17 protein-coding genes are annotated in these 18713 nt (G+C 61.6%); 6 read left to right on the top strand and 11 right to left on the bottom strand.

Annotation, left to right across the window (positions count from 1 at the left end):
- Positions 1–148: 148 nt before the first annotated feature.
- The gene (locus QCE58_RS12305) at positions 149–844 is read left to right on the top strand and encodes a dienelactone hydrolase family protein (protein ID WP_008342514.1); all 696 of its coding nucleotides are present in this window, start codon (positions 149–151) and stop codon (positions 842–844) included.
- A gap of 44 nt (positions 845–888) precedes the next feature.
- Here the strand turns inward: QCE58_RS12305 and QCE58_RS12300 are convergent, their stop codons facing one another.
- Genes QCE58_RS12300 through QCE58_RS12280 form a run of 5 tightly spaced genes read right to left on the bottom strand, consistent with a single transcriptional unit; the run spans position 889 to position 6341 of the window.
- Positions 889–1998: a glycosyltransferase gene (locus QCE58_RS12300; RefSeq protein ID WP_033537192.1), complete on the bottom strand. Its 1110-nt coding sequence runs from the start codon at positions 1996–1998 to the stop codon at positions 889–891.
- A gap of 58 nt (positions 1999–2056) precedes the next feature.
- Entirely contained in the window at positions 2057–3091 is a 1035-nt protein-coding gene (gene galE / locus QCE58_RS12295) for a UDP-glucose 4-epimerase GalE (RefSeq protein WP_034472825.1), read from the bottom strand.
- 25 nt (positions 3092–3116) lie between these two features.
- The gene (locus tag QCE58_RS12290) at positions 3117–4256 is read right to left on the bottom strand and encodes a glycosyltransferase family 4 protein (RefSeq protein WP_034472774.1); all 1140 of its coding nucleotides are present in this window, start codon (positions 4254–4256) and stop codon (positions 3117–3119) included.
- 19 nt (positions 4257–4275) lie between these two features.
- Positions 4276–5082: a glycosyltransferase gene (locus QCE58_RS12285; protein ID WP_250521354.1), complete on the bottom strand. Its 807-nt coding sequence runs from the start codon at positions 5080–5082 to the stop codon at positions 4276–4278.
- Positions 5079–6341, bottom strand: coding sequence for an oligosaccharide flippase family protein (locus tag QCE58_RS12280; RefSeq protein ID WP_250480594.1), 1263 nt, complete (start codon positions 6339–6341; stop codon positions 5079–5081). Before QCE58_RS12280 ends, QCE58_RS12285 begins: the two co-directional genes overlap by 4 nt.
- A 452-nt stretch (positions 6342–6793) precedes the next feature.
- On the opposite strand from QCE58_RS12280, the gene QCE58_RS12275 reads away from it, so the two are divergent.
- Entirely contained in the window at positions 6794–8194 is a 1401-nt protein-coding gene (locus tag QCE58_RS12275; RefSeq protein WP_008342501.1) for a phosphomannomutase/phosphoglucomutase, read from the top strand.
- A gap of 390 nt (positions 8195–8584) precedes the next feature.
- Here the strand turns inward: QCE58_RS12275 and QCE58_RS12270 are convergent, their stop codons facing one another.
- From QCE58_RS12270 to QCE58_RS12260, 3 genes are all read right to left on the bottom strand, one after another.
- The gene (locus QCE58_RS12270) at positions 8585–9232 is read right to left on the bottom strand and encodes a hypothetical protein (protein ID WP_250521353.1); all 648 of its coding nucleotides are present in this window, start codon (positions 9230–9232) and stop codon (positions 8585–8587) included.
- A gap of 129 nt (positions 9233–9361) precedes the next feature.
- On the bottom strand, positions 9362–9832 hold the full coding sequence (locus QCE58_RS12265) for a hypothetical protein (protein WP_250521352.1): 471 nt from the start codon (positions 9830–9832) through the stop codon (positions 9362–9364).
- Between the two features lies 1 nt (position 9833).
- Positions 9834–12275: a hypothetical protein gene (locus QCE58_RS12260; RefSeq protein ID WP_250521351.1), complete on the bottom strand. Its 2442-nt coding sequence runs from the start codon at positions 12273–12275 to the stop codon at positions 9834–9836.
- A gap of 224 nt (positions 12276–12499) precedes the next feature.
- Between QCE58_RS12260 and waaC the strand changes: the two genes are divergently transcribed.
- The 4 genes from waaC to QCE58_RS12240 all read left to right on the top strand — a co-directional run bounded on the left by waaC (position 12500) and on the right by QCE58_RS12240 (position 16763).
- A complete protein-coding gene (gene waaC, locus QCE58_RS12255) occupies positions 12500–13495 on the top strand; it encodes a lipopolysaccharide heptosyltransferase I (RefSeq protein WP_034472764.1) in 996 nt (331 codons plus the stop codon).
- Between the two features lie 47 nt (positions 13496–13542).
- Entirely contained in the window at positions 13543–14427 is an 885-nt protein-coding gene (locus QCE58_RS12250) for a Kdo hydroxylase family protein (RefSeq protein ID WP_175980396.1), read from the top strand.
- A 44-nt stretch (positions 14428–14471) separates the two neighbouring features.
- Positions 14472–15794 (top strand): lipid IV(A) 3-deoxy-D-manno-octulosonic acid transferase, encoded by a 1323-nt coding sequence (gene waaA / locus QCE58_RS12245; protein WP_250521369.1) that lies wholly within the window; start codon positions 14472–14474, stop codon positions 15792–15794.
- Positions 15795–15959: 165 nt separating this feature from the next.
- A complete protein-coding gene (locus QCE58_RS12240) occupies positions 15960–16763 on the top strand; it encodes an FkbM family methyltransferase (RefSeq protein ID WP_034472761.1) in 804 nt (267 codons plus the stop codon).
- 27 nt (positions 16764–16790) lie between these two features.
- On the opposite strand, the gene ureG is transcribed toward QCE58_RS12240, so the two are convergent.
- The 3 genes from ureG to ureE are packed head-to-tail and all read right to left on the bottom strand — an operon-like array spanning position 16791 to position 18713.
- Positions 16791–17441: an urease accessory protein UreG gene (gene ureG / locus QCE58_RS12235; protein ID WP_034472760.1), complete on the bottom strand. Its 651-nt coding sequence runs from the start codon at positions 17439–17441 to the stop codon at positions 16791–16793.
- An 11-nt stretch (positions 17442–17452) separates the two neighbouring features.
- On the bottom strand, positions 17453–18133 hold the full coding sequence (locus QCE58_RS12230) for an urease accessory protein UreF (RefSeq protein WP_008342489.1): 681 nt from the start codon (positions 18131–18133) through the stop codon (positions 17453–17455).
- Complete coding sequence (ureE, locus tag QCE58_RS12225) at positions 18120–18713, bottom strand: urease accessory protein UreE (RefSeq protein ID WP_008342488.1); 594 nt, start codon at positions 18711–18713, stop codon at positions 18120–18122. Before ureE ends, QCE58_RS12230 begins: the two co-directional genes overlap by 14 nt.

The following is an 18713-nucleotide window of genomic DNA, read 5'->3' as shown; positions in this document are numbered from 1 at the left end:
GCGCGACACGCATGCAAGGCCCCGATCGATCGATACGCTCGATTCATCCGGGGACTCGCGATCATCGCCGAGATGAGTGGTCCGCTTCGAGCGCGGCGCGGGAAAGTTTGGATATGATGGGCTCGCTTCATCATCCAGGAGACTTCCCATGTCCGAGACGCTCAGCATCTCCATCCCCGATGGCAATTTCGACGCTTACGTCGCATATCCCGCGCAAACGACCGCGCCGGCCGTGATCGTGATTCAGGAAATTTTCGGCATCAACGCCGACATGCGCGAAACCTGTGACGAATACGCGCGCCAGGGATACGTCGCGCTATGCCCCGATCTCTTCTGGCGGCTGGAGCCGAACGTCGAGCTCACCGATCGCACCGAAGCCGAATGGCAGCAGGCGCTCAAGTACTACAACGCATTCGACGTGAACACGGGCGTCGAGGACATCGCGGCGACGATCGGTTTCGCGCGCGGACTCTCACAAGTGCAGGGCAAGATCGGCTCGGTCGGCTTTTGTCTCGGCGGCTTGCTCTCGTTCCTGACGGCGGCGCGCACGGATGTCGACGCATCGGTTTCGTACTACGGCGGCGGCACGGATCAATACCTCGCCGAACTGCCGAAGATCAAGGTGCCGCTCATGCTGCATCTCGCGGAAGAGGACGAGTTCATTCCCGCCGATGCGCGCAACCGCGTGCTGGCGGCGGTGAAGGGGCAGCCGAATGTCGAGGTGTACACGTATCCCGGCTGTCATCACGCGTTCGCGCGCAATCAGGGCGCGCATTACGACGCGGCGGCCGCGCAACTCGCCAACGGCCGCACCGCGGATTTCTTCGCAAAGCACCTGAAATAAGGCTTCGAATGAAAAACGCCGCCTGGAACTCAGGCGGCGTCGCTTCATTTCTTCACCGTGTGCGGCCGGCGAAACACGAGCCAGCGCGGTGATTTGAAGCGCACGATGCTCATGTAGAGCCACACGTAAGTTGCCGCGAACACGACGACGAAGCAGAACAGATGCACCGTATGCCGCCAGAAGAGCGTCGCGGGAATCACGGCGACGAGACACAGCAGCCACAGATACGGCGACGTCAGCGAATTGCGCCGCGTCAGCTCATGCGCGTTCTTCACGCCGACGGCCCAGCGCATCAGACGCTTGTAGACGAGCATATGCAGATGCACGCCGTCCGGAATGCCCGGCGAAATGCCGCGAATGAACTTCTTGCGATAGATCGAGAAGCACGTCTCGAAGATCGGATACATGAAGAGCAGCACCGGATACCACGCGGAGACATCGCGGTTGCGCATCACGAGCATGATCGAGAGTTCGCCCAGCATGAAGCCGACGAAGTACGCGCCGCCGTCGCCGAGAAAGATCAGCCCGGCGGGGAAGTTCCAGATGAAGAAGCCCATCACCGCGCCCATCATGATGAGCGAGCCGGAAAGCACGATCGGATCGTGCACCTGGAACGCCACATAGGCGAGCGAGGCGAACATCATGAAGCTGACCATCGATGCGAGGCCGTTGAAGCCGTCGATGATGTTCACCGCGTTGGCGAGCGCCGCGACGGCGAGCACCGTCACCGCGCATGAAATGACCGCGTAGGACAACAGGAAATCGAGCGGCGGCACGCTGATGCGCGTGACCGCGATGTTCAGGAACGCATAGGCGAGGCCCGCGGCGGCCATCGTGCAGACGAGGCGCGCGAGCGGCGAGACGCGCTTGGTCAGGTCTTCGATCAGCCCGGAGAGAAACGCCGGCAAGCCGCACGCGACGATGCCGAGAATGCCGCCCGATACGGCCGGATAGCCCCATCGCAACTGCACGGCCGATGCCGTGAGCCCGCAGATGATGCCCACGCCGCCGATGCGCGGAACGGGCCGCGCGTGAAACTTCTGCACGCCGGCGAGATCGGTGTCGCCGAGCACGCCTTCCTGCAGGTGTGCGAAGCGCACGATCAACAAGGTCACGAAGAGCGAGACCAGAAAAGCAAGCGCGAAACTGAGCATGAAATAGAACCGATGGAAAAAAGCGGCGCCGCGCGCAAAGCGCAGCGCCTCGACGCTTTTAAGCGAACCCTTGCGGATTCTGCGACTGCCAGCGCCAGTGATCCGCGCACATGCGTTCGATGCCATGCTCCGCGCGCCAGCCGATCAGTTCCGCCGCGGCGGCCGGATCGGCGTAGCAGGCGGCGATATCGCCCGGACGGCGCGGCACGAGCTCATACGGAACCGGCTTGCCCGACGCGGCCTCGAACGCCTTCACGACATCGAGCACGCTATAGCCTTGCCCGGTGCCGAGATTCACGACGAAGCTGCGGTCGAGCTTCTTGAGCGCATCGATGGCCGCGATATGCCCGCGCGCCAGATCCACGACGTGAATGTAATCGCGCACGCCGGTGCCGTCGTGCGTATCGTAATCGCTGCCGAACACGCGCAGTTGCGCGAGCTTGCCGACGGCCACTTGCGCCACATACGGCATCAGGTTGTTCGGAATGCCCGCCGGATCTTCGCCGATCAAACCGCTCTCGTGCGCGCCGACCGGATTGAAATAGCGCAGCGTCGCGATGCGCCACGACGGATCGGACACTTCGAGATCGCGCAGGATCTGCTCGGCGATGAGCTTGCTCTGGCCGTAGGGGTTCGTCGCGGAAAGCGGAAACGATTCGTCGATCGGCACGCTCTTCGGCACGCCATATACCGTCGCGGACGAGCTGAACACGAAGTTGCGCACGCCGCGCGCTTTCATGACCTTGAGCACCGCGAGCAGGCTGCCGATGTTGTTCTCGTAGTACTCGATGGGCTTCGCGACCGATTCGCCCACGGCCTTCAACGCCGCGAAGTGGATCGCGCCGGTGATCGCGTGCGCGTCGAAGATGCGGTTGAGCGCGGCTTCGTCGCGGGCATCGGCTTCATAAAACGTGACGCTCTTGCCCGTGATGCGCTCGACGCGCTTCAACGACTCCGCGCGACTGTTGACGAGATTGTCGATGACCACGACGCCATAGTCCGCGTCGAGTAGTTCGACGCACGTATGCGAACCGATGAAGCCCGCGCCGCCGGTGACGAGAATCGTGCCCTTCGTCGGCTGATTGCCATTCATCTTGTGCTCTCCCGATTGCATGAAATCAAAGTGAAATGCCGGTAATGGCATGTATTGTGCCCTTGTAGCGTTCGACGACATTTTTTTCGTCGAATTCGCTCGCGACCTTTTCGCGGCCGCGCCGCGCCATGGCGGCGCGCTCGTCGGCAGAGAGCGTCAGCATGCGCTCGAGCGCTTCGGTCAGGCTGTCGGCGCTTTTGACCTCGCAGAGCAGGCCGTTCACGCCGTCCTCGACCACTTCGCGGCAGCCGGGAACGTCGGTGGCGACGATCGGGCGGCCCATCGCCGATGCTTCCATCAGCGTGCGCGGCACGCCTTCGCGATACGAAGGCAGCACGACGCAATCCGCCGCGGCGACGAGCGGCCGCACATCGTTCGCTTCGCCGAGATATTCGACGATATGCTCCGCTTCCCACTTTTCTACGTCGGTGCGGCTGATCGCGCTCGGATTGTCGACGCCGACCGGCCCGAGCAACTGAAAACGCGCGTGCGGAAACTTCGCGCGAATCCTGCGTGCGGCTTCGACATATTCCGCCACGCCTTTATCCCACAACAGACGGCCGATCAGGATGAACACGAAATCCTCGCGCGCGGGCAGCGGCTCGAACGCGAATTCGTCGAGATCGACGCCTTCGCCATGCAGACGCCGCGCGCGATCCGGATGCGCGAGCAGATTCTCGTGCAGGAAGGCTTCGTGATCGTCGCGATTGAGGAACCACACTTCGCGCGGAAAGCGGAACGCGAAACGGTACAGCCGCTTCGCGACCTGCGCCGTGCGGCTCTTCTGGATGAAGACGTAGCCGAGACCCGTCGTCACCGCGATCGACGGCACGCGCGCGAGCATCGCGGCAAGCGAGCCGTAGATGTTCGGCTTGATCGTATAGTGAAACACGATATGCGGACGCGTCGCACGATATTCGCGAAAGAGCGCGGCGAGCGTCCTGAGGTCATCGCGCGGATCGGTGCTTTTCGATGCGACCGGCAACTCGACGCAGCGGCAGCCCATTTCGGTGAGCGGCTCGAAGGTGCGGTCGCGCGGCGCGATGATCGTGACTTGCGCGCCGCGCGCGGTCAGCATGCGCAGCACGCCTTGCCGGTAGGTATAGATCGCCCACGCCGTGTTGCACACGAGGGCGATACGAAGCTTCGACTTTTCTTTGGTCATCCGGAAGTCAGGAATAGGTTCACGCGGCGGATGCGCGCTTCAGCAAGCGCGCCTTCAATCCACGCAACGCGCGATACGGCAAAACGAGATGCGCGATGCTCTTCGCGACGCCCGCCCAGTCGAGCGGATTGCTCACGCGCAAATGGCGCAGTTGCAGACGCAGTGTCGACATGATTTGCGCACGCCGTTTGGTCGCGCTGATGCCGCTTTCGTTCAGTTCGTAGAAGAGACCGAACTCGGGCAGATTCGCGCCGTCGTGCCGTTGTAGCAGACGCAGGATCAGATCGAGATCCTCGGCGGCGCGATACTGCGCGCGATAGTTGCCCGCTTCGATCACGGCGTCGATGCGCAGCATCAGCGACGGATGCGTGAAGCATGTGCGCGCGAGCATCATGCGGCGGATCGCGGCGGGATCGGCGGGCGGCGTGAGATCGAAGAGCGGCGCGCCATCGGTCGATACGACGTGCGTCCACATGCCGAGCACCGCGACGCGCGGATGCGCCTCCATATACGCGCGCTGCTTCGCGAGGCGAGCGGGCGTCGCGAGATCGCCTGCGTCGATGCGCGCCGCGTAACGGACGCCTCGCGCGTACAGCGCCGCGATGCCCGCTTCGAGCGCGCGCTCGATGCCGCCGTTTTTCGGCATGCGCAGAATGTCGATGTTCATGCCGTCGATGACGGGCGCGACGATAGGCGGCGTGCTGCCATCGTCGACGATGAGCACGTTCACCATCGACGTTTCGCGAAACGACGCGAGCGTGCGTTCGACATCGGCCTGGCCGTTGAACGCGGGCATCAGCACGGCGACATCGTGGAGTTCGTTCATGCGCGCAGCCGAAAACGGATGTAGTAGAAATTCACCGATGCCGCCGCGACATAACCCGCCGCGAGTCCGATCAGCGCGCCGTAGCCTTCCATGCGCGGTATCGCGAACCAGTTCACCGCGAACGCGACCGCGAGCGCGAAAAGCCATTTCGATAGCAGCACATACTTCGCCTGATATTTCAGCACGACGAGATTGCCGATCGCTTCGATGCCCGCGGGCACCGAAAGCCACACGGCCCAGCGGAAGATGTCCGCCGCGCCCGCGTAATTCGGTCCGAACACGCGCGCGATGATGAAGCCCGCGAGCGCATCGAGGACGGCCGCGCCTGCGATCATCAGCGCGGCGGTCATCGCGAAGAGGCGCACGAGATTGCGCTTCAGGCGCGCGGTTTCCTGCACGCGATACACGAACGCCGGCGCGATGGTCTGCGAGAGCATCAGCGCGAGCGCGATCCAGTTCTCGTTCAACTGCTGCGCGGCGGAGTAAAGCCCGAGTTCCGCGAACGACACGCGATGCGCGAGCATCAGCCGGTCGAGCTTCAGGAACAAATACATGCAGATGAGGCCGAGCCAGAACACCGTGCCCGCGCTCGCGAAATGTCTGAACAGTGCGCGGTCGAAACCCCAGCCGAGCGTGCCGCCGTGACGGCGCACGTAGTACGCGACGAGCGCGGCGCTGATCGCCGCGGCTTCGAGCGCCCAGAGCCAGCCGAAGCTCGACGGCGCGGCCGCGATGCGCACGAGCGCGAAGACGAGCGCCGCCTTGACGATGGCCGCCGCCATGCTCGCGATGAGCTGCGGCTTGCTGTAGGTGAGGCTTTGCAGCCACGAATTGACGACGCCGATGAACGGCTCGCGAAAGAGCATCGTGACGGCGAGTCCGGCGAGCATCAGCCCGACCATCGGGTCCGTGCCGCCGGCGGCGATCCAGATCCACGTTACGCAGAGTGCGACGACCGACACGCCCATGCGCAGCACGAACGCGCTGCCGAGTACGGCGCCGGTATCGGCGGGCTTGCGGTTGACGATCGTCGGCACGAGAATCTCCGCGCCGCACACCCAGGTGATCGGCGCGATGACGAGCAGCAGCGTGTTCGCGTATTGCCATTTGCCGAAGTCGTCCGGGCCGAGGTAGCGCGCGAGCAAACCGGAGATGACGATGGCGACCGCGATCTGCGTGAGCCGCTCCAGCCCGAGCCAGACGATGTTGGCGAGCGCGCGGGCGACGTCCGGATTGCCGGAGCGCGTGAGCGCCTTCATGCGGTGAAGCGCTCGGCGTAATCGGGCACGGCGCGTGCTACCCAAGCCTGACCGCCTCGCGCAAACGAGCGATCGGTCAAGTTTTGTGTGTTTGCACGCAGACGCGCCTCATTCGAAGGCATCGAGGCGAAAGAGCGTTTGAGCATTGGATTAGAATGAACGCGCAGGCTCCAACCGGCTTCGTCAGAGCGAGCGCAACCACCAGAGCGCCGAAAGACAGCGATTATAAGTGCGATCCATGGGCCGCCCGCTGCGCCGGTTTTGCATCCATTTGCTTCGAATTGTTTCTTTCGTATTGGTTTACCAGACGCATAGGCAGAATTCGATACGTCATCTGGCAGTCGTTCGCGCGCGCTGTGCATTGCAGCGGCGCGCCAACCGTCACGACCTGCATGCCCTCATGGCTGCATCGCCGAGAAACCATCAATTAATAGAGAGGAGGTAGCCATCTCATGAGCCAAGTTTCCCAATCCATCTTCAAGGCCTACGACATTCGCGGGATCGTCGGCAAGACGGTCGACAAGGACGTCGCTAAGAGCATAGGCCAGTCGTTCGGCAGCGAGATCAAAAAGCAGGGCGGCGATTCGGTCGTGGTCGCGCGCGACGGTCGTCTCTCCGGTCCCGAACTCGTCGGCGCACTCTCGGATGGCCTGCGCGCGGCGGGCGTCGATGTCGTCGATATCGGCATGGTGCCGACTCCGGTCGGCTACTTCGCGGCGAGCGTGCCGCTGCCGTTGCCTTCGGGCGAGCGTCGCGTCGATTCGTGCATCGTCGTGACGGGCAGCCACAATCCGCCCGACTACAACGGCTTCAAGATGGTGCTGCGCGGCGCGGCCATCTACGGCGATCAGATCCAAGGCTTGTACAAGCGCATCGTCGATAACGACTTCACGACGGGCGAAGGCACGTACACCGAATTCGACGTGTCGCAGATGTATCTCGACCGCATCGTGTCGGACGTGAAGCCGGTGCGCGCGATGAAGATCGTCGTCGATACGGGCAACGGCGTCGCGGGCGGTCTCGCGCCGCGTCTTTTCAAGGCGCTCGGCTGCGAGCTGGTCGAACTCTTCACGGAGATCGACGGCAACTTCCCGAATCATCATCCGGATCCGGCGCATCCGGAGAATCTGCAGGACGTCATCAAGGCGCTCAAGGAAACGGACGCGGAAGTCGGCTTTGCGTTCGATGGCGATGGCGACCGTCTCGGCGTCGTCACGAAGGACGGGCAGGTCATCTATCCGGATCGCCAGTTGATGCTGTTCGCGCAGGAAGTGCTGTCGCGCAACAAGGGCGGCCAGATCATTTACGACGTGAAGTGCACGCGCAATCTCGCGAAGTGGGTGCGCGAGCAGGGCGGCGAGCCGGTCATGTGGAAGACCGGCCATTCGCTTGTGAAGGCGAAGCTGCGTGAAACGGGCGCGCCGCTCGCGGGCGAAATGAGCGGCCACGTGTTCTTCAAGGATCGCTGGTACGGCTTCGACGACGGTTTGTACACCGGCGCGCGTATGCTCGAAATCCTGTCGCGCGTGGCCGATCCGAGCAAGCTGCTCAACGATCTGCCGAATTCGCTTTCCACGCCTGAACTGCAATTGAAGTTGCAGGAGGGCGAGAATTTCGAGCTGATCGCGCGTCTGCAGAAATCGGCGAAGTTCACTGGCGCGGACGACGTGCTGACGATCGACGGTCTGCGTGTCGAGTACCCGGATGGGTTCGGGCTGGCGCGTTCGTCGAATACGACGCCGGTCGTCGTGATGCGTTTCGAAGCGGACAACGACGCGGCGCTTAAGCGCATTCAGGAAGATTTTCGTCGGGTGATTCTGGCGGAGAAGCCGGACGCGCAGTTGCCGTTTTAGAAAGTTGATGAGATATCGGCGGCTTTCCGGAGCATGGAGGCCGCTGATTTGTTTGCGGACGCTGGGCGACGTCGCCGGGTGAGTCAACTGTTATTCGGAACAGGCGACCGTCAACACTAGTGATGCATGCCCGCACCAAGCCCGTGATGACGGGTTAGTTTCCTCAAGAAACGCAGTTTCGGTTCTCGCCTTCTTCGCTTCTGCCGCTATCAGATAGCACTTGTCCAGGCATCAGGCAGGCTTGGCACAGTGCATGAATAGACGGAACCTGAGGAAAGTGACAAGGCACCAAGGGATCTGCGGCACATGACCAACAATATGTGCCAGGATATGCCGCGGGCGTCGGCGGAGCGTCCTGCAAAGGCTGGACTATCCTTTCTAATTCGAGAGCTACCAGCAATTAATCGATCCTCTCTGGCATTGTTCAATCTCGGTATTGGACAGTGCTCGCTCCCGGATAGCATTCATGGCCTCCTCGGACTGTATTTCCATCGAAACTGCTATCCCCGTTGAGTCATCATTCCACTTGAAGCCAATTGCGCGGTGCAGATCCAGCCTTTCGCCCTTCACTCTATAAAAGTATCTTATGGCTTGAAATTCACCGCTGCTCGACGTCAAGCCGGAAAAATAACCCTGCATGAATCTGTCCTTGGCCAACAAGGGAGCACTTCCGAGATCAGTTATAGATCGTCCGTCCTTCGAGATCTTCCAATAGTGCATTCCGTTTGCATCGCGCCCTTCGCCAGTGGTGACACCAAGGCCTTGACTGATGCCATTGTCGAAATCGATCAATGAATCCAGCGAAAGCTGATAGGCTGAGTCCGCATAGACTGTTCTTGTCCAGGCGCGCTTTTCAGCTCCGACTAATACCGTCAGCGTGATCGTCCCGCCGCCTTCGTCGTCGGGGCAGGCTTCAACGAGTACGCGGCCGTTGCTGACTTTAGATAGTGATAGATTCGCGCGTTGACATGACGCAAAGACGCTAGCCGATAGACAGCAAGAAATAGCGCCAATGGCGATTATGAATTTGCGTCGCATAAAATGTCCTTTGCCTTTAGGGAGCGAAGCTTCTTAGCCCGCTCACATGACCTCGGGTACGTGTCGTGGCATCGGTCGACAATGGGTTGAAATCTAAACTTCTTACCTGAAGCCGACAGCGCAATTTCTTCATCGGTTCAACCGTCTAGTTTCCGTCCTGCAAAGCTTCGGTTCGTTCCCGTCATAGTACGTGCTCACGAGTACATGCTTAACGCGATCGACCCGCAAATTGACGAACTCATCCGCGCATTTCGGACGTATTTCCACGAAACCACGTCTGATTGGCGAGTAGAGAAAAACACGCGATATCGTGCTCGTTGCCATTCCTTCGTCCAAATACCACACAGAAAAGCCCCTGGTTCCATCGAAGCCGTAATCATCCACGCCAATATGAGGAGCGCTCTCTGTATCGAGTTCTATGTCTTGGGACGTTAAACCAAAGATGGTATCGCGGACATCCACATGTACCGACCGATCCTTCAATCGAACGGATGCTGACGCTGTTTCGGTCACTTTAAACGTCACGGTCTGAGCCGAGGCCCTTGCTAGTGCAAATAGGAAGGCGCAGACGACAATCATTAATGGTTTGTGGATCTTCATATCATTCGTTGCTCCTGGTCAGATCGGGCTTAATCGTGGTTCGTCGAGTAGGCGCGATTATTTCCGGGAAATAGCCGAGCGTTGCGTCCCATAATTCATTCATTATAAAAATGGTATAAGCCTGTCGTTCGTTGTATCCATTGAAACCGCCGTTGACCAGCCTGTTGATGAGTCCAATATTATCGGCGGAGTATTCTTTATCTGCGACGCGATTGATATTCTGACCTTGCGAGAATGCCTTTGAAACCCAGTAGAATCCTCCAGAATCACAGGCTAACGGAGGCTCCTCCGCAATGCGATCAGGATCGAAACGAGGGAACCAACGCATAGGCATCCCGCCATCTCGAGGATTGAAATTATAGTGCTCAGAGGTCTCGGTAATTCTGACGGGCGAGTTAGGAAGTCGCTCAACGTAAGGCCCAACGTGCGCAGGCAATGCCCGATACGTTCCATACTCTGAAAAATTTCCAGCCCAAGTCAGTTGCATAATCCCGCGTCCGTAGAACGGTCCATAAAATTGAGTCGCTGGATTTACCGCCGAGTACTTACCGAAACCCCACTCACTCAACAATCGCCTTACGCCTCCCAAATTCCGCCACTGGGCAGTCTCCAGCAGAACCTGAGCGAGAAATATTGCAGTTCTACGGGCGTCTGCTCCCAGATATTTTCGAATCGTCTGATTCAGCGCGATTACATGATTTTGTATGCGCGCGATTGCAGTGGATTTTGTGATGACATACGTTGAATTGTTCGTTGTTATTGCTGATGCGGGCGATCCGTTATTCGTATAATACGGATAGCGAGGAAAAGTGTTGGCGAACTCCTTGTGATTCAACCACCCACACTTCCTAAAATGCCGAATAAACGCAAGCGGATGAAAGAACCAAAATTTCTTTCCTTCGCCAAGCGGCGTTTGCGCCAGGAACTGACACCGCTTCACGAAGTTGATGAAGTTCTCGTAACCGTGCGGATCAGTATCCTCGCGTTTGCCAAAAAATCCCTCCGGCTCGTTCAACCAGCCGTAGCGCTGATCGTTGTTGCCCGCATCCCATTCGCTCCGGGCGTGACAGATGAACCCTTTGAGCTTGGCGCGCACGCTCACATCGCGCTGTACTAGCGCCGCTACCTGCTGATCGTGGCTGAATTCTGACGTCATATCGCTTGGAGTAATCGGCTGCGAATCGGTCGCACCCGCAATTCGACACAACGTGTCGTATCCGCACAGCCCATCCTGATCGAACGGCGTATTGCCATCTTCGATCTTCTGCCAGTGCATGAACGACGGAAAGTCCGCATCCGAAAGCTTCTGGATGCCGGCCTGATTGATGTCGATATAGCCCGTTTTGCCCTCAGCAAACGGCACCGAGACCCATGTAGCCTGTTCAGTGGCAGTCAAGGTCGGCGTATCCGTGCTCAGGATTCGCCCGAAACGCAATAACTCGAAGCCTTCGCTCGGACAGGTTCCATAGAGCGCAGTGGCACGCTCATAAAGGCCGTACTCGTATTCCTCGAATTTGTCCCGTGCGAAATCGGATGTCACCGGAACAGGCTTACCGTCTCCGCGATCAATCCACGCACGCATAAAGCGCTCGCCACGATTGAAATACGTCTCGACATAAAGCGTGCTGTTTTCGTTCAACGCACCAGTGTCCAAAGCCGGAAAGAACGGCTTGGGCGAGCGGCCCTTAGTTTTCAGATCACCTAACCCCGCCGGCACGCTGACGAACGTCGAACCGCCCGGAATCACAAAATACGTGCTTCCCCAGTAATCCTTCGACGCCGGCGTCGTTGGCTGCGCTTCGCCTAATGCGACCTTATGCCCGTCTTGCTCAAAATATGCGATGAAATCCTCCTCGGTCATGAAGATCTCAAAGTGCAGATGAGCCTCGCCCTGATACCGGCCGCGAAAACCCAACCGATCCTTCCGAAAAACCTTCTTGCCCGCGCCCGCCTGCACACCGTCCGTCTCGGCGAGCAGCCACGCGGGCAGCGCATTGGGCGAGCTGTCCGAAGCAGGATGGTTCGGCTGCGGGCTCAGTTCATTCGTTTTCACCAGATCAAGCAGGTGCATATACAGCGAATAGAACGTGATGGTGCGGCCTTCACCGGTATCGGTTACATGCTTGAGCAGTACGAATCCGATGTTGCTGTTCAATGCCTCGGTGCCATCGGCGTTTCTCTGTCCGTCCGAGATGGCCTTCAACGACACGCGATAGGCGACGACCTCTCCGTCTGCGATCGCGCGCACGGGCTCAAGCTGGCCGAGCCCTCCGAACGGCACCACGTGCATGCCGCAATGCCAGCGACGATCGAACGCGATAGGAAATACGCCACTGTGCGACAACTCGAAAGTATCGACCACATCCATCATCGGGTCGGTCTTCCATTTCTCAGCGGGCATGTTGAGGCCTTCAGCCGGAAGGAACGGCGGGCTGATTATCATGATTTAGCGTTACTAAATATACAGTGCGACAGAACTGAATCTTTCTCGGCTTATGGAGCAGCAGCGCGCCAATGCGACGACGTCCGAGTTCCGCTCAGCCAGCATTATTTCAGACCTGAACCGCCGCGAAAGTCACGAACTGTGCCCGTTCAGCAGGCAAGCCGCGCTAAAATCCCCGTTTTCCTGCTCACCGCGCCGCGCCGTCCGCGCTTCTCCATCTCAGCGTGCAAAAGATCCTGATCGTCCGCGTGTCGTCGCTTGGCGACGTCGTCCACAACATGCCGGCCATCGCCGACATCCGCCGCCGCTATCCCGATGCGCAAATCGACTGGCTCGTCGAGGAAAGTTTCGCGAGTCTCGTCGAACTCGTACACGGCGTGCGCCGCGCGATTCCGTTTTCGCTCAGGCGCTGGCGCAAGGCGTTCACGTCGCCGGCGAACTGGCGCGAGATCGGCAAGTTCAAGCGCGAGCTCGCCGCCGAAAAATACGATCTCGTCATCGACTGCCAGGGTCTCATCAAGACCGCGTGGGTCGCGAGCTGGGCGCGCGGGCCGCTCGTCGGCCTCGGCAATCGCACCGACGGCGCGGGCTACGAATGGCCGGTGCGCTTTTTCTACGACCGGCGCGTGCCGATCGAACCGCGCACGCATGTCGTCGAGCGCACGCGGCAACTCGTGGCGGCGGCGCTCGACCTGCCGAAGCCGCAAACGACCGACGACATCGACTTCGGCCTCGACACGCGACGCGCGACGCTCGCCGTCTCCGCGCTCGGGCTGAATCTTCCCGTGCCTTACGTCGTGTTCGTGCACGCCACCTCGCGCGCCGACAAGCAATGGCCCGAAGCCGCGTGGATCGAACTGGGCCAAGCGCTCGTGACGCGCGGCGCGTCGATCGTGCTGCCGTGGGGCAGCGAGGCCGAACGCGCAACGAGCGAAAAGCTCGCGAAGGAATTCGGCGCGGCCGCGATCGTGCCGCCGAAGATGTCGCTGCCCGCGGTCGTCGGGCTGATCGACGGGGCCGCGGCGACCGTCGGCGTCGATACCGGTTTGGTGCATATTGCCGCGGCGCTGAAGCGCCCGACCGTCGAGTTGTACAATTTCTCGACCGCATGGCGCACCGGCGGCTATTGGTCGCCGAACGTCGTCAATCTCGGCGACGCGAGCCGGCATCCGACGCTTTCCGAAGTGAAGACCGCGCTCGCGGGCTTCGGCCTGCTGTAGTTTTCACCGCGCTGCGCTGTGTGCGGGCAACTCAAGGTCGTAGACACATGACGGAATCTCAAATCATCGAAGTCGCCTCGGGCGATTGGCAAGGCAAGAACCTGTCCGTGCCGCGCGAGACGCTGCTCGCCGGCGTCGAAAACGGCAAAGTGCTGTATTTCCCCAACCTGCGCTTTCCGATCGAAGGCGGCGAGCTTTCGCTGCTCGATCCGGGCATCGCGGATCCGAAGCGCAAGAACATCAGCCTCGCGCCCAACGGCGGCGCGTTGAACGGCGTGCTCGGCGACAGCGTGATGCAGTCGGCGGTGCGCTCGCTCATCAAGCGCTATCAGGATCATGCGCGTTCGCTCGTCGACGGGCTCTTTCCCGAATACGACGGCAAGCTGCGCGTCGCGCCCACGAGCCTCAGGCTGCGTCAGGTCGAGACGCGCGAAACATCCTGGCGAAAGGACGATGCCCGTCTTCACGTCGATGCCTTCCCGTCGCGGCCAACGCACGGCGAGCGCATCTTGCGCGTGTTCACGAACATCAATCCGAAAGGCGCGCCGCGCGTGTGGCGCGTCGGCGAGCCGTTCGAGGACATGGCGAAGCGTTTCCTGCCCGGCATCAAGGCGCAGGCGCCCGGCTCGGCGTGGCTGATGAATCTGCTGCACATCACGAAGTCGCCGCGCAGCGAGTACGACCATCTCATGCTGCATCTGCATGATGCGATGAAAGCCGATCTCGACTATCAGAAAAATTCGCCGCAGGAGACGATGCCGTTTCCGCCCGGCTCGGTGTGGGTCTGCTTCTCCGATCACACCTCGCATGCGGTGATGTCCGGCCAGTTCATGATGGAGCAGACCTTCTTCCTGCCCGTCAAGGCGATGGCGCGCCCCGATCACGCGCCGCTCGGCATTCTCGAACGCCTGAAGGGCCGGGCGCTCGTTTGAGCGGCGCCGCCTCGTCCGCCGCTACGCCGGGCGCATCGGCTTCCGTGCTCCGGCTCGTCTATCGCGCGCTCTGGTGGATCGTCGCGCCGCTCGCGGTGCTGCGGCTCTACATCCGTTCGCGAAAGGAGCGCGGTTATCGCGAGCATATCGGCGAGCGTTTCGGCCACATCGCGCCGCGCCGCGCCGACGATCTCGCGCCGCTCATCTGGGTGCACGCGGTGTCCGTGGGCGAGACGCGCGCGGCGCAGCCGCTCATCGACGCGCTGATGAAAGCGCATCCCGAAGCGCGCGTGCTGCTCACGCACATGACGCCGAGCGGCCGCGCGACCGGCGTCGAGCTTTTCGGCGACCGCGTGTTGCGCAGCTATCTTCCCTACGATCTGCCCATTCTCGTGCGGCGCTTTCTGCGCGCGTGGCGGCCGTCGCTCGGCATCGTGATGGAAACCGAAGTCTGGCCGACGCTCATCGACGAATGCAAACGCGCCGACGTGCCGCTCGTCTTGACGAACGCGCGCATGTCGGAACGTTCGTACCGGCGCGCGGCGAAGTTCGGGCGCGCCGTGCGCGAGGTGTTCGGCGGCTTTTCGCGTGTGCTCGCGCAGACGCCGTCCGATGCCGAGCGGCTCACCGCGCTCGGCGCGCGCAATGTCGCCGTGCTCGGCAATCTGAAGTTCGACATGACCGCGCCGCCCGAACTGATCGCGCGCGGTCACGCGTGGCGCGCGGCGATCGGCGAGCGGCCCGTGTGGGTCGCGGCGAGCACGCGCGCGGGCGAGGAAACGCTCGTGCTGCGCGCATTCTCGGCCCTCAACCTGCCCGATGCGTTGCTGATTCTCGTGCCGCGTCATCCGCAGCGTTTCGACGAAGTGTCCGCGCTGATCGCGAGTCTCGGGCTGACGAGCGCGCGCCGGTCGGTGTGGGCGCCGAAGCCCGTCGCGGCGGGCTCGGGCGCGGACGTGCCCGAGCCGTTGCCGGCGAGCGTGCAGGTCTTGCTCGGCGATTCGATGGGCGAGCTCGGCGCGTATTATGCGGCCGCGGATCTGGCGTTCATCGGCGGAAGTCTGTTGCCGCTCGGCGGGCAGAATCTGATCGAAGCGTGCGCGGCAGGTGTGCCGGTGCTGATCGGCCCGCACACGTTCAACTTCACGCAGGCGACCAACGATGCGATCGCGGCGGGCGCGGCGTTGCGCGTGCAGGATCCGCAGGAACTCGCGCGCGGTCTGCGCGAGATCTTCGGCGACAAGGCGCGGCGTCTCGCGATGAGCGCGGCGGCTTCGGCGTTCGCGGCGCGGCATCGCGGCGCGACGGAGCGTACCGTGAGCGTGCTGAGCGCGCTGCTCGAAGAGGACAGCGACGCGGCGAAGTGATCCGACGCGATCTCGCTGTTTCCTGCCGCCAACTGCGCTTTTCCTCAGATGAATCTTGCGAAGTAAGTTCGGAGGATAATGAACTTCCTCAAGCCGATCCTTTCGAACGCATAACAAGCGGCCGGGTGCCTGCGAACGTGCTTCCAATTTTCTTCGAGGACGCGCATGCAAGATCTCATCAAGTCCGTCGTCAAGGACATGTTGCCGCCAAGACTGTTGCGCCTGCTGCGGCCATCCCCAGGACCGACCGATGCATGGGGCACCGTCCGTTACGGCGCGCATGGCCTGATTCTTCCCGGCAATCGGCGCTTCGAATACCGGCCTTGTCCGGCGGATCGCTCGGTTTGTCGGCAGATCTTCTTTCTTCGCGAATACGCGACGGATCATCTCATGCGCGCGAAGGAAATCGCCGCGTTCTATGAGGCTTGCGAAAATCCGCTGATCGTCGATGCGGGCGCCAACATCGGCGCCGCCGCAGTGTGGCACGCGCTCACTTATCCGAAAGCGAAGATCGTCGCCATCGAGCCGGACATATCGAATTTCGCGCTGCTCAACAAGAATGCACAGGCGTTTCCGTCGATCAAACCGCTCAACGCCGCGATCGCGGCCAAGCGCGGCACGCTTTATCTGAACGATCCGGGCGGCGGCGAGTGGGCGTTTCGCACCGCGGAGCAGCCCACCGAGAAAGGCTATGCCGTCGATGCGCTCACGCTCGAAGACGTGATGCCGTCCGGCACGACGCCGTTCATCCTGAAGATCGACATCGAAGGCGCGGAGGCCGACCTGTTCTCGCGCCATTGCGATGCGCTGAACATGTTTCCGGTCATCATCATCGAGCTGCACGACTGGATGCTTCCCGGCGAATCGAACAGCCGCAACTTCCTGCAATGGCAAGTCGCGATGAAGCGCGACTTCGTGCAGGTCGGCGAGAACGCGGTCTCGATATCGAATTCGATCGCGCTGCCGTAACGCGCTGTCGTCACGCGATTTTCCGCGTCAAGCCAGCAGCAAACCCTTCTTCTCGATGAAGCGGATGACTTCGTCGAGCCCATCGAGCGCCTTCAGATTGCACATCACGAAGGGCCGCTCGCCGCGCATCTTCTTCGCGTCGCTCGCCATGATGTCGAGATTCGCGCCGACGTGAGGCGCTAGATCGGTCTTGTTGATGACGAGCAGATCCGACTTCGTGATGCCAGGCCCGCCCTTGCGCGGAATCTTCTCGCCGCCCGCGACATCGATCACGTAGATAGTCAGATCGGAGAGTTCGGGGCTGAAAGTCGCCGCGAGGTTATCGCCGCCCGATTCGATGAACACGATATCCGCATCCGGAAACTTCGACACCATGCGATCGACGGCTTCGAGATTGATCGACGCATCTTCGCGGATTGCCGTATGCGGGCAGCCGCCCGTCTCGACGCCCATGATGCGCTCGGCCGGCAGCGCGCCCGCGACGGTCAGCAGGCGCTGATCTTCCTTCGTGTAGATATCGTTGGTGATGGCGACGAGATCGTATTTCTCGCGCATCGCCTTGCAGAGCATTTCGAGCAGCGTGGTCTTGCCGGAGCCGACCGGCCCGCCGACACCGACACGCAACGGCGGCAGTTTCTTGGTTCGGCGAGCGGCGGAAGAGTAAGCGGGAGCGTTCATGGAGTGTCGGTTCAGGAGCGGAAAAGCCGCGAATATTGCGATTCGTGCCGCGCGGACAAAACGCCGAGCTGCGGTGCGAAGGTGTTGATGTGTTGAGGCGCTGTATCGAGCGCGCGGCGCACGGCGGCATCGATCGGCTCGCGCAACGCGACGATGATGCGCTGTCCCGCGAGCTGGCCGAGCGGCACGGCCTTGAGCGCGGCGGCCGCCTGATTCTCGACCCAGCTGAATGCGTAGGCCGCGAGCGCGGCGTCGGGTGCCGCATCGTGCGCGAACGCGGCGAACGCGAAGGCGGTCGGCTGCGCGATCGGCTTGATCGCGGCGAGCGTCGCGCGGCGTGCTTCGTCGCCCCATTCGAGCGACACGCACAACTGCGCGAGCGACCAGCCCATCTGCTCCGTTTCGCGTCTCAATTCCGCCGATTCGCGGCTCGCGATGTATTCATCGTTCGCGGCGCTCAGCGCGGCTTCGTCGTGCGAACGCCAGTGTTCGATCTGATGCGCGAGCATCGGCAATTCGCCGCGCGCGAGCACGCTGGAAAGGCCGCTCGCGATCCAGTCGCGCGCGCTGTCGCCGTCGTGGATCAGGCCGTGCTCGATCGCCGCTTCGAGCCCTTGCGAATAGCTGAACGCGCCGATCGGCAATGCCGGCGACGCGAGATGCAACAGCGCGGTGAGCTCAGCGATGCGCATGGCCGTGGTGATGATGACCGTGATCGTGACCATGATCGTGGCCGCACGACGAATGATCGTGATCGTGCCCGTGATGCTCGTCGAATACCTTCTGCGCGAGCGCGTAGTCTTCGCTGAACGTCTCGTCGTGGCCGTGCTTGTGTCCGCCGCCGTACGCGCCCGTTTCGGGCTGGAACGGCTGCGATTCGTGCGCGACGAGCACGCCTAAGCGCTTCAGCATGTCTTCGAGCACGGGATCGGCTTCGAGCTTCAGATACTCCGCGCCGACTTCGACCGGCGTATGCCGGTTGCCGAGGTGATAGGCCGCACGCGTCAAGAGACGCACGCTCGGCGCACGCACGATGAGCACGTCCTCCGCCGCCGCGACGACGCGCACGAAGCCGCCGTCGTCGGCGACGAGCATGTCGCCATCCGCGAGCACGGTGCCGCGCGGCATGACGAGGGCGACTTCCTCGCCGTTGTCGAGCGTGGCGGCGAGGCGGCTCTTGCAGCGCGCATCGAAGGGAAGAGTCAGCGTGGGCGCGCGTTTTTTGAGGACGTCGGCAAGCTTCGCGGTCAGACGTTTGTCGATGGTACGCAT

Source organism: Caballeronia sp. LZ028, assembly GCF_031451415.1.
Lineage (GTDB): Bacteria > Pseudomonadota > Gammaproteobacteria > Burkholderiales > Burkholderiaceae > Caballeronia > Caballeronia zhejiangensis.
This window is presented reverse-complemented; position numbering and strand designations above follow the sequence as displayed.

What these genes read in the sequence shown, in the direction of transcription:
- ureG (WP_034472760.1), bottom strand. Translation starts at nt 17,441, where the DNA reads ATGAACGCTCCCGCTTACTCTTCCGCCGCTCGCCGAACCAAGAAACTG.
- QCE58_RS12270 (WP_250521353.1), bottom strand. Translation starts at nt 9,232, where the DNA reads ATGCGACGCAAATTCATAATCGCCATTGGCGCTATTTCTTGCTGTCTA.
- QCE58_RS12230 (WP_008342489.1), bottom strand. Translation starts at nt 18,133, where the DNA reads ATGCGCATCGCTGAGCTCACCGCGCTGTTGCATCTCGCGTCGCCGGCA.
- QCE58_RS12275 (WP_008342501.1), top strand. Translation starts at nt 6,794, where the DNA reads ATGAGCCAAGTTTCCCAATCCATCTTCAAGGCCTACGACATTCGCGGG.
- QCE58_RS12250 (WP_175980396.1), top strand. Translation starts at nt 13,543, where the DNA reads ATGACGGAATCTCAAATCATCGAAGTCGCCTCGGGCGATTGGCAAGGC.
- galE (WP_034472825.1), bottom strand. Translation starts at nt 3,091, where the DNA reads ATGAATGGCAATCAGCCGACGAAGGGCACGATTCTCGTCACCGGCGGC.
- QCE58_RS12240 (WP_034472761.1), top strand. Translation starts at nt 15,960, where the DNA reads ATGCAAGATCTCATCAAGTCCGTCGTCAAGGACATGTTGCCGCCAAGA.
- QCE58_RS12265 (WP_250521352.1), bottom strand. Translation starts at nt 9,832, where the DNA reads ATGAAGATCCACAAACCATTAATGATTGTCGTCTGCGCCTTCCTATTT.
- QCE58_RS12290 (WP_034472774.1), bottom strand. Translation starts at nt 4,256, where the DNA reads ATGACCAAAGAAAAGTCGAAGCTTCGTATCGCCCTCGTGTGCAACACG.
- QCE58_RS12285 (WP_250521354.1), bottom strand. Translation starts at nt 5,082, where the DNA reads ATGAACGAACTCCACGATGTCGCCGTGCTGATGCCCGCGTTCAACGGC.
- QCE58_RS12300 (WP_033537192.1), bottom strand. Translation starts at nt 1,998, where the DNA reads ATGCTCAGTTTCGCGCTTGCTTTTCTGGTCTCGCTCTTCGTGACCTTG.
- ureE (WP_008342488.1), bottom strand. Translation starts at nt 18,713, where the DNA reads ATGCGTACCATCGACAAACGTCTGACCGCGAAGCTTGCCGACGTCCTC.
- QCE58_RS12260 (WP_250521351.1), bottom strand. Translation starts at nt 12,275, where the DNA reads ATGATAATCAGCCCGCCGTTCCTTCCGGCTGAAGGCCTCAACATGCCC.
- QCE58_RS12280 (WP_250480594.1), bottom strand. Translation starts at nt 6,341, where the DNA reads ATGAAGGCGCTCACGCGCTCCGGCAATCCGGACGTCGCCCGCGCGCTC.
- QCE58_RS12305 (WP_008342514.1), top strand. Translation starts at nt 149, where the DNA reads ATGTCCGAGACGCTCAGCATCTCCATCCCCGATGGCAATTTCGACGCT.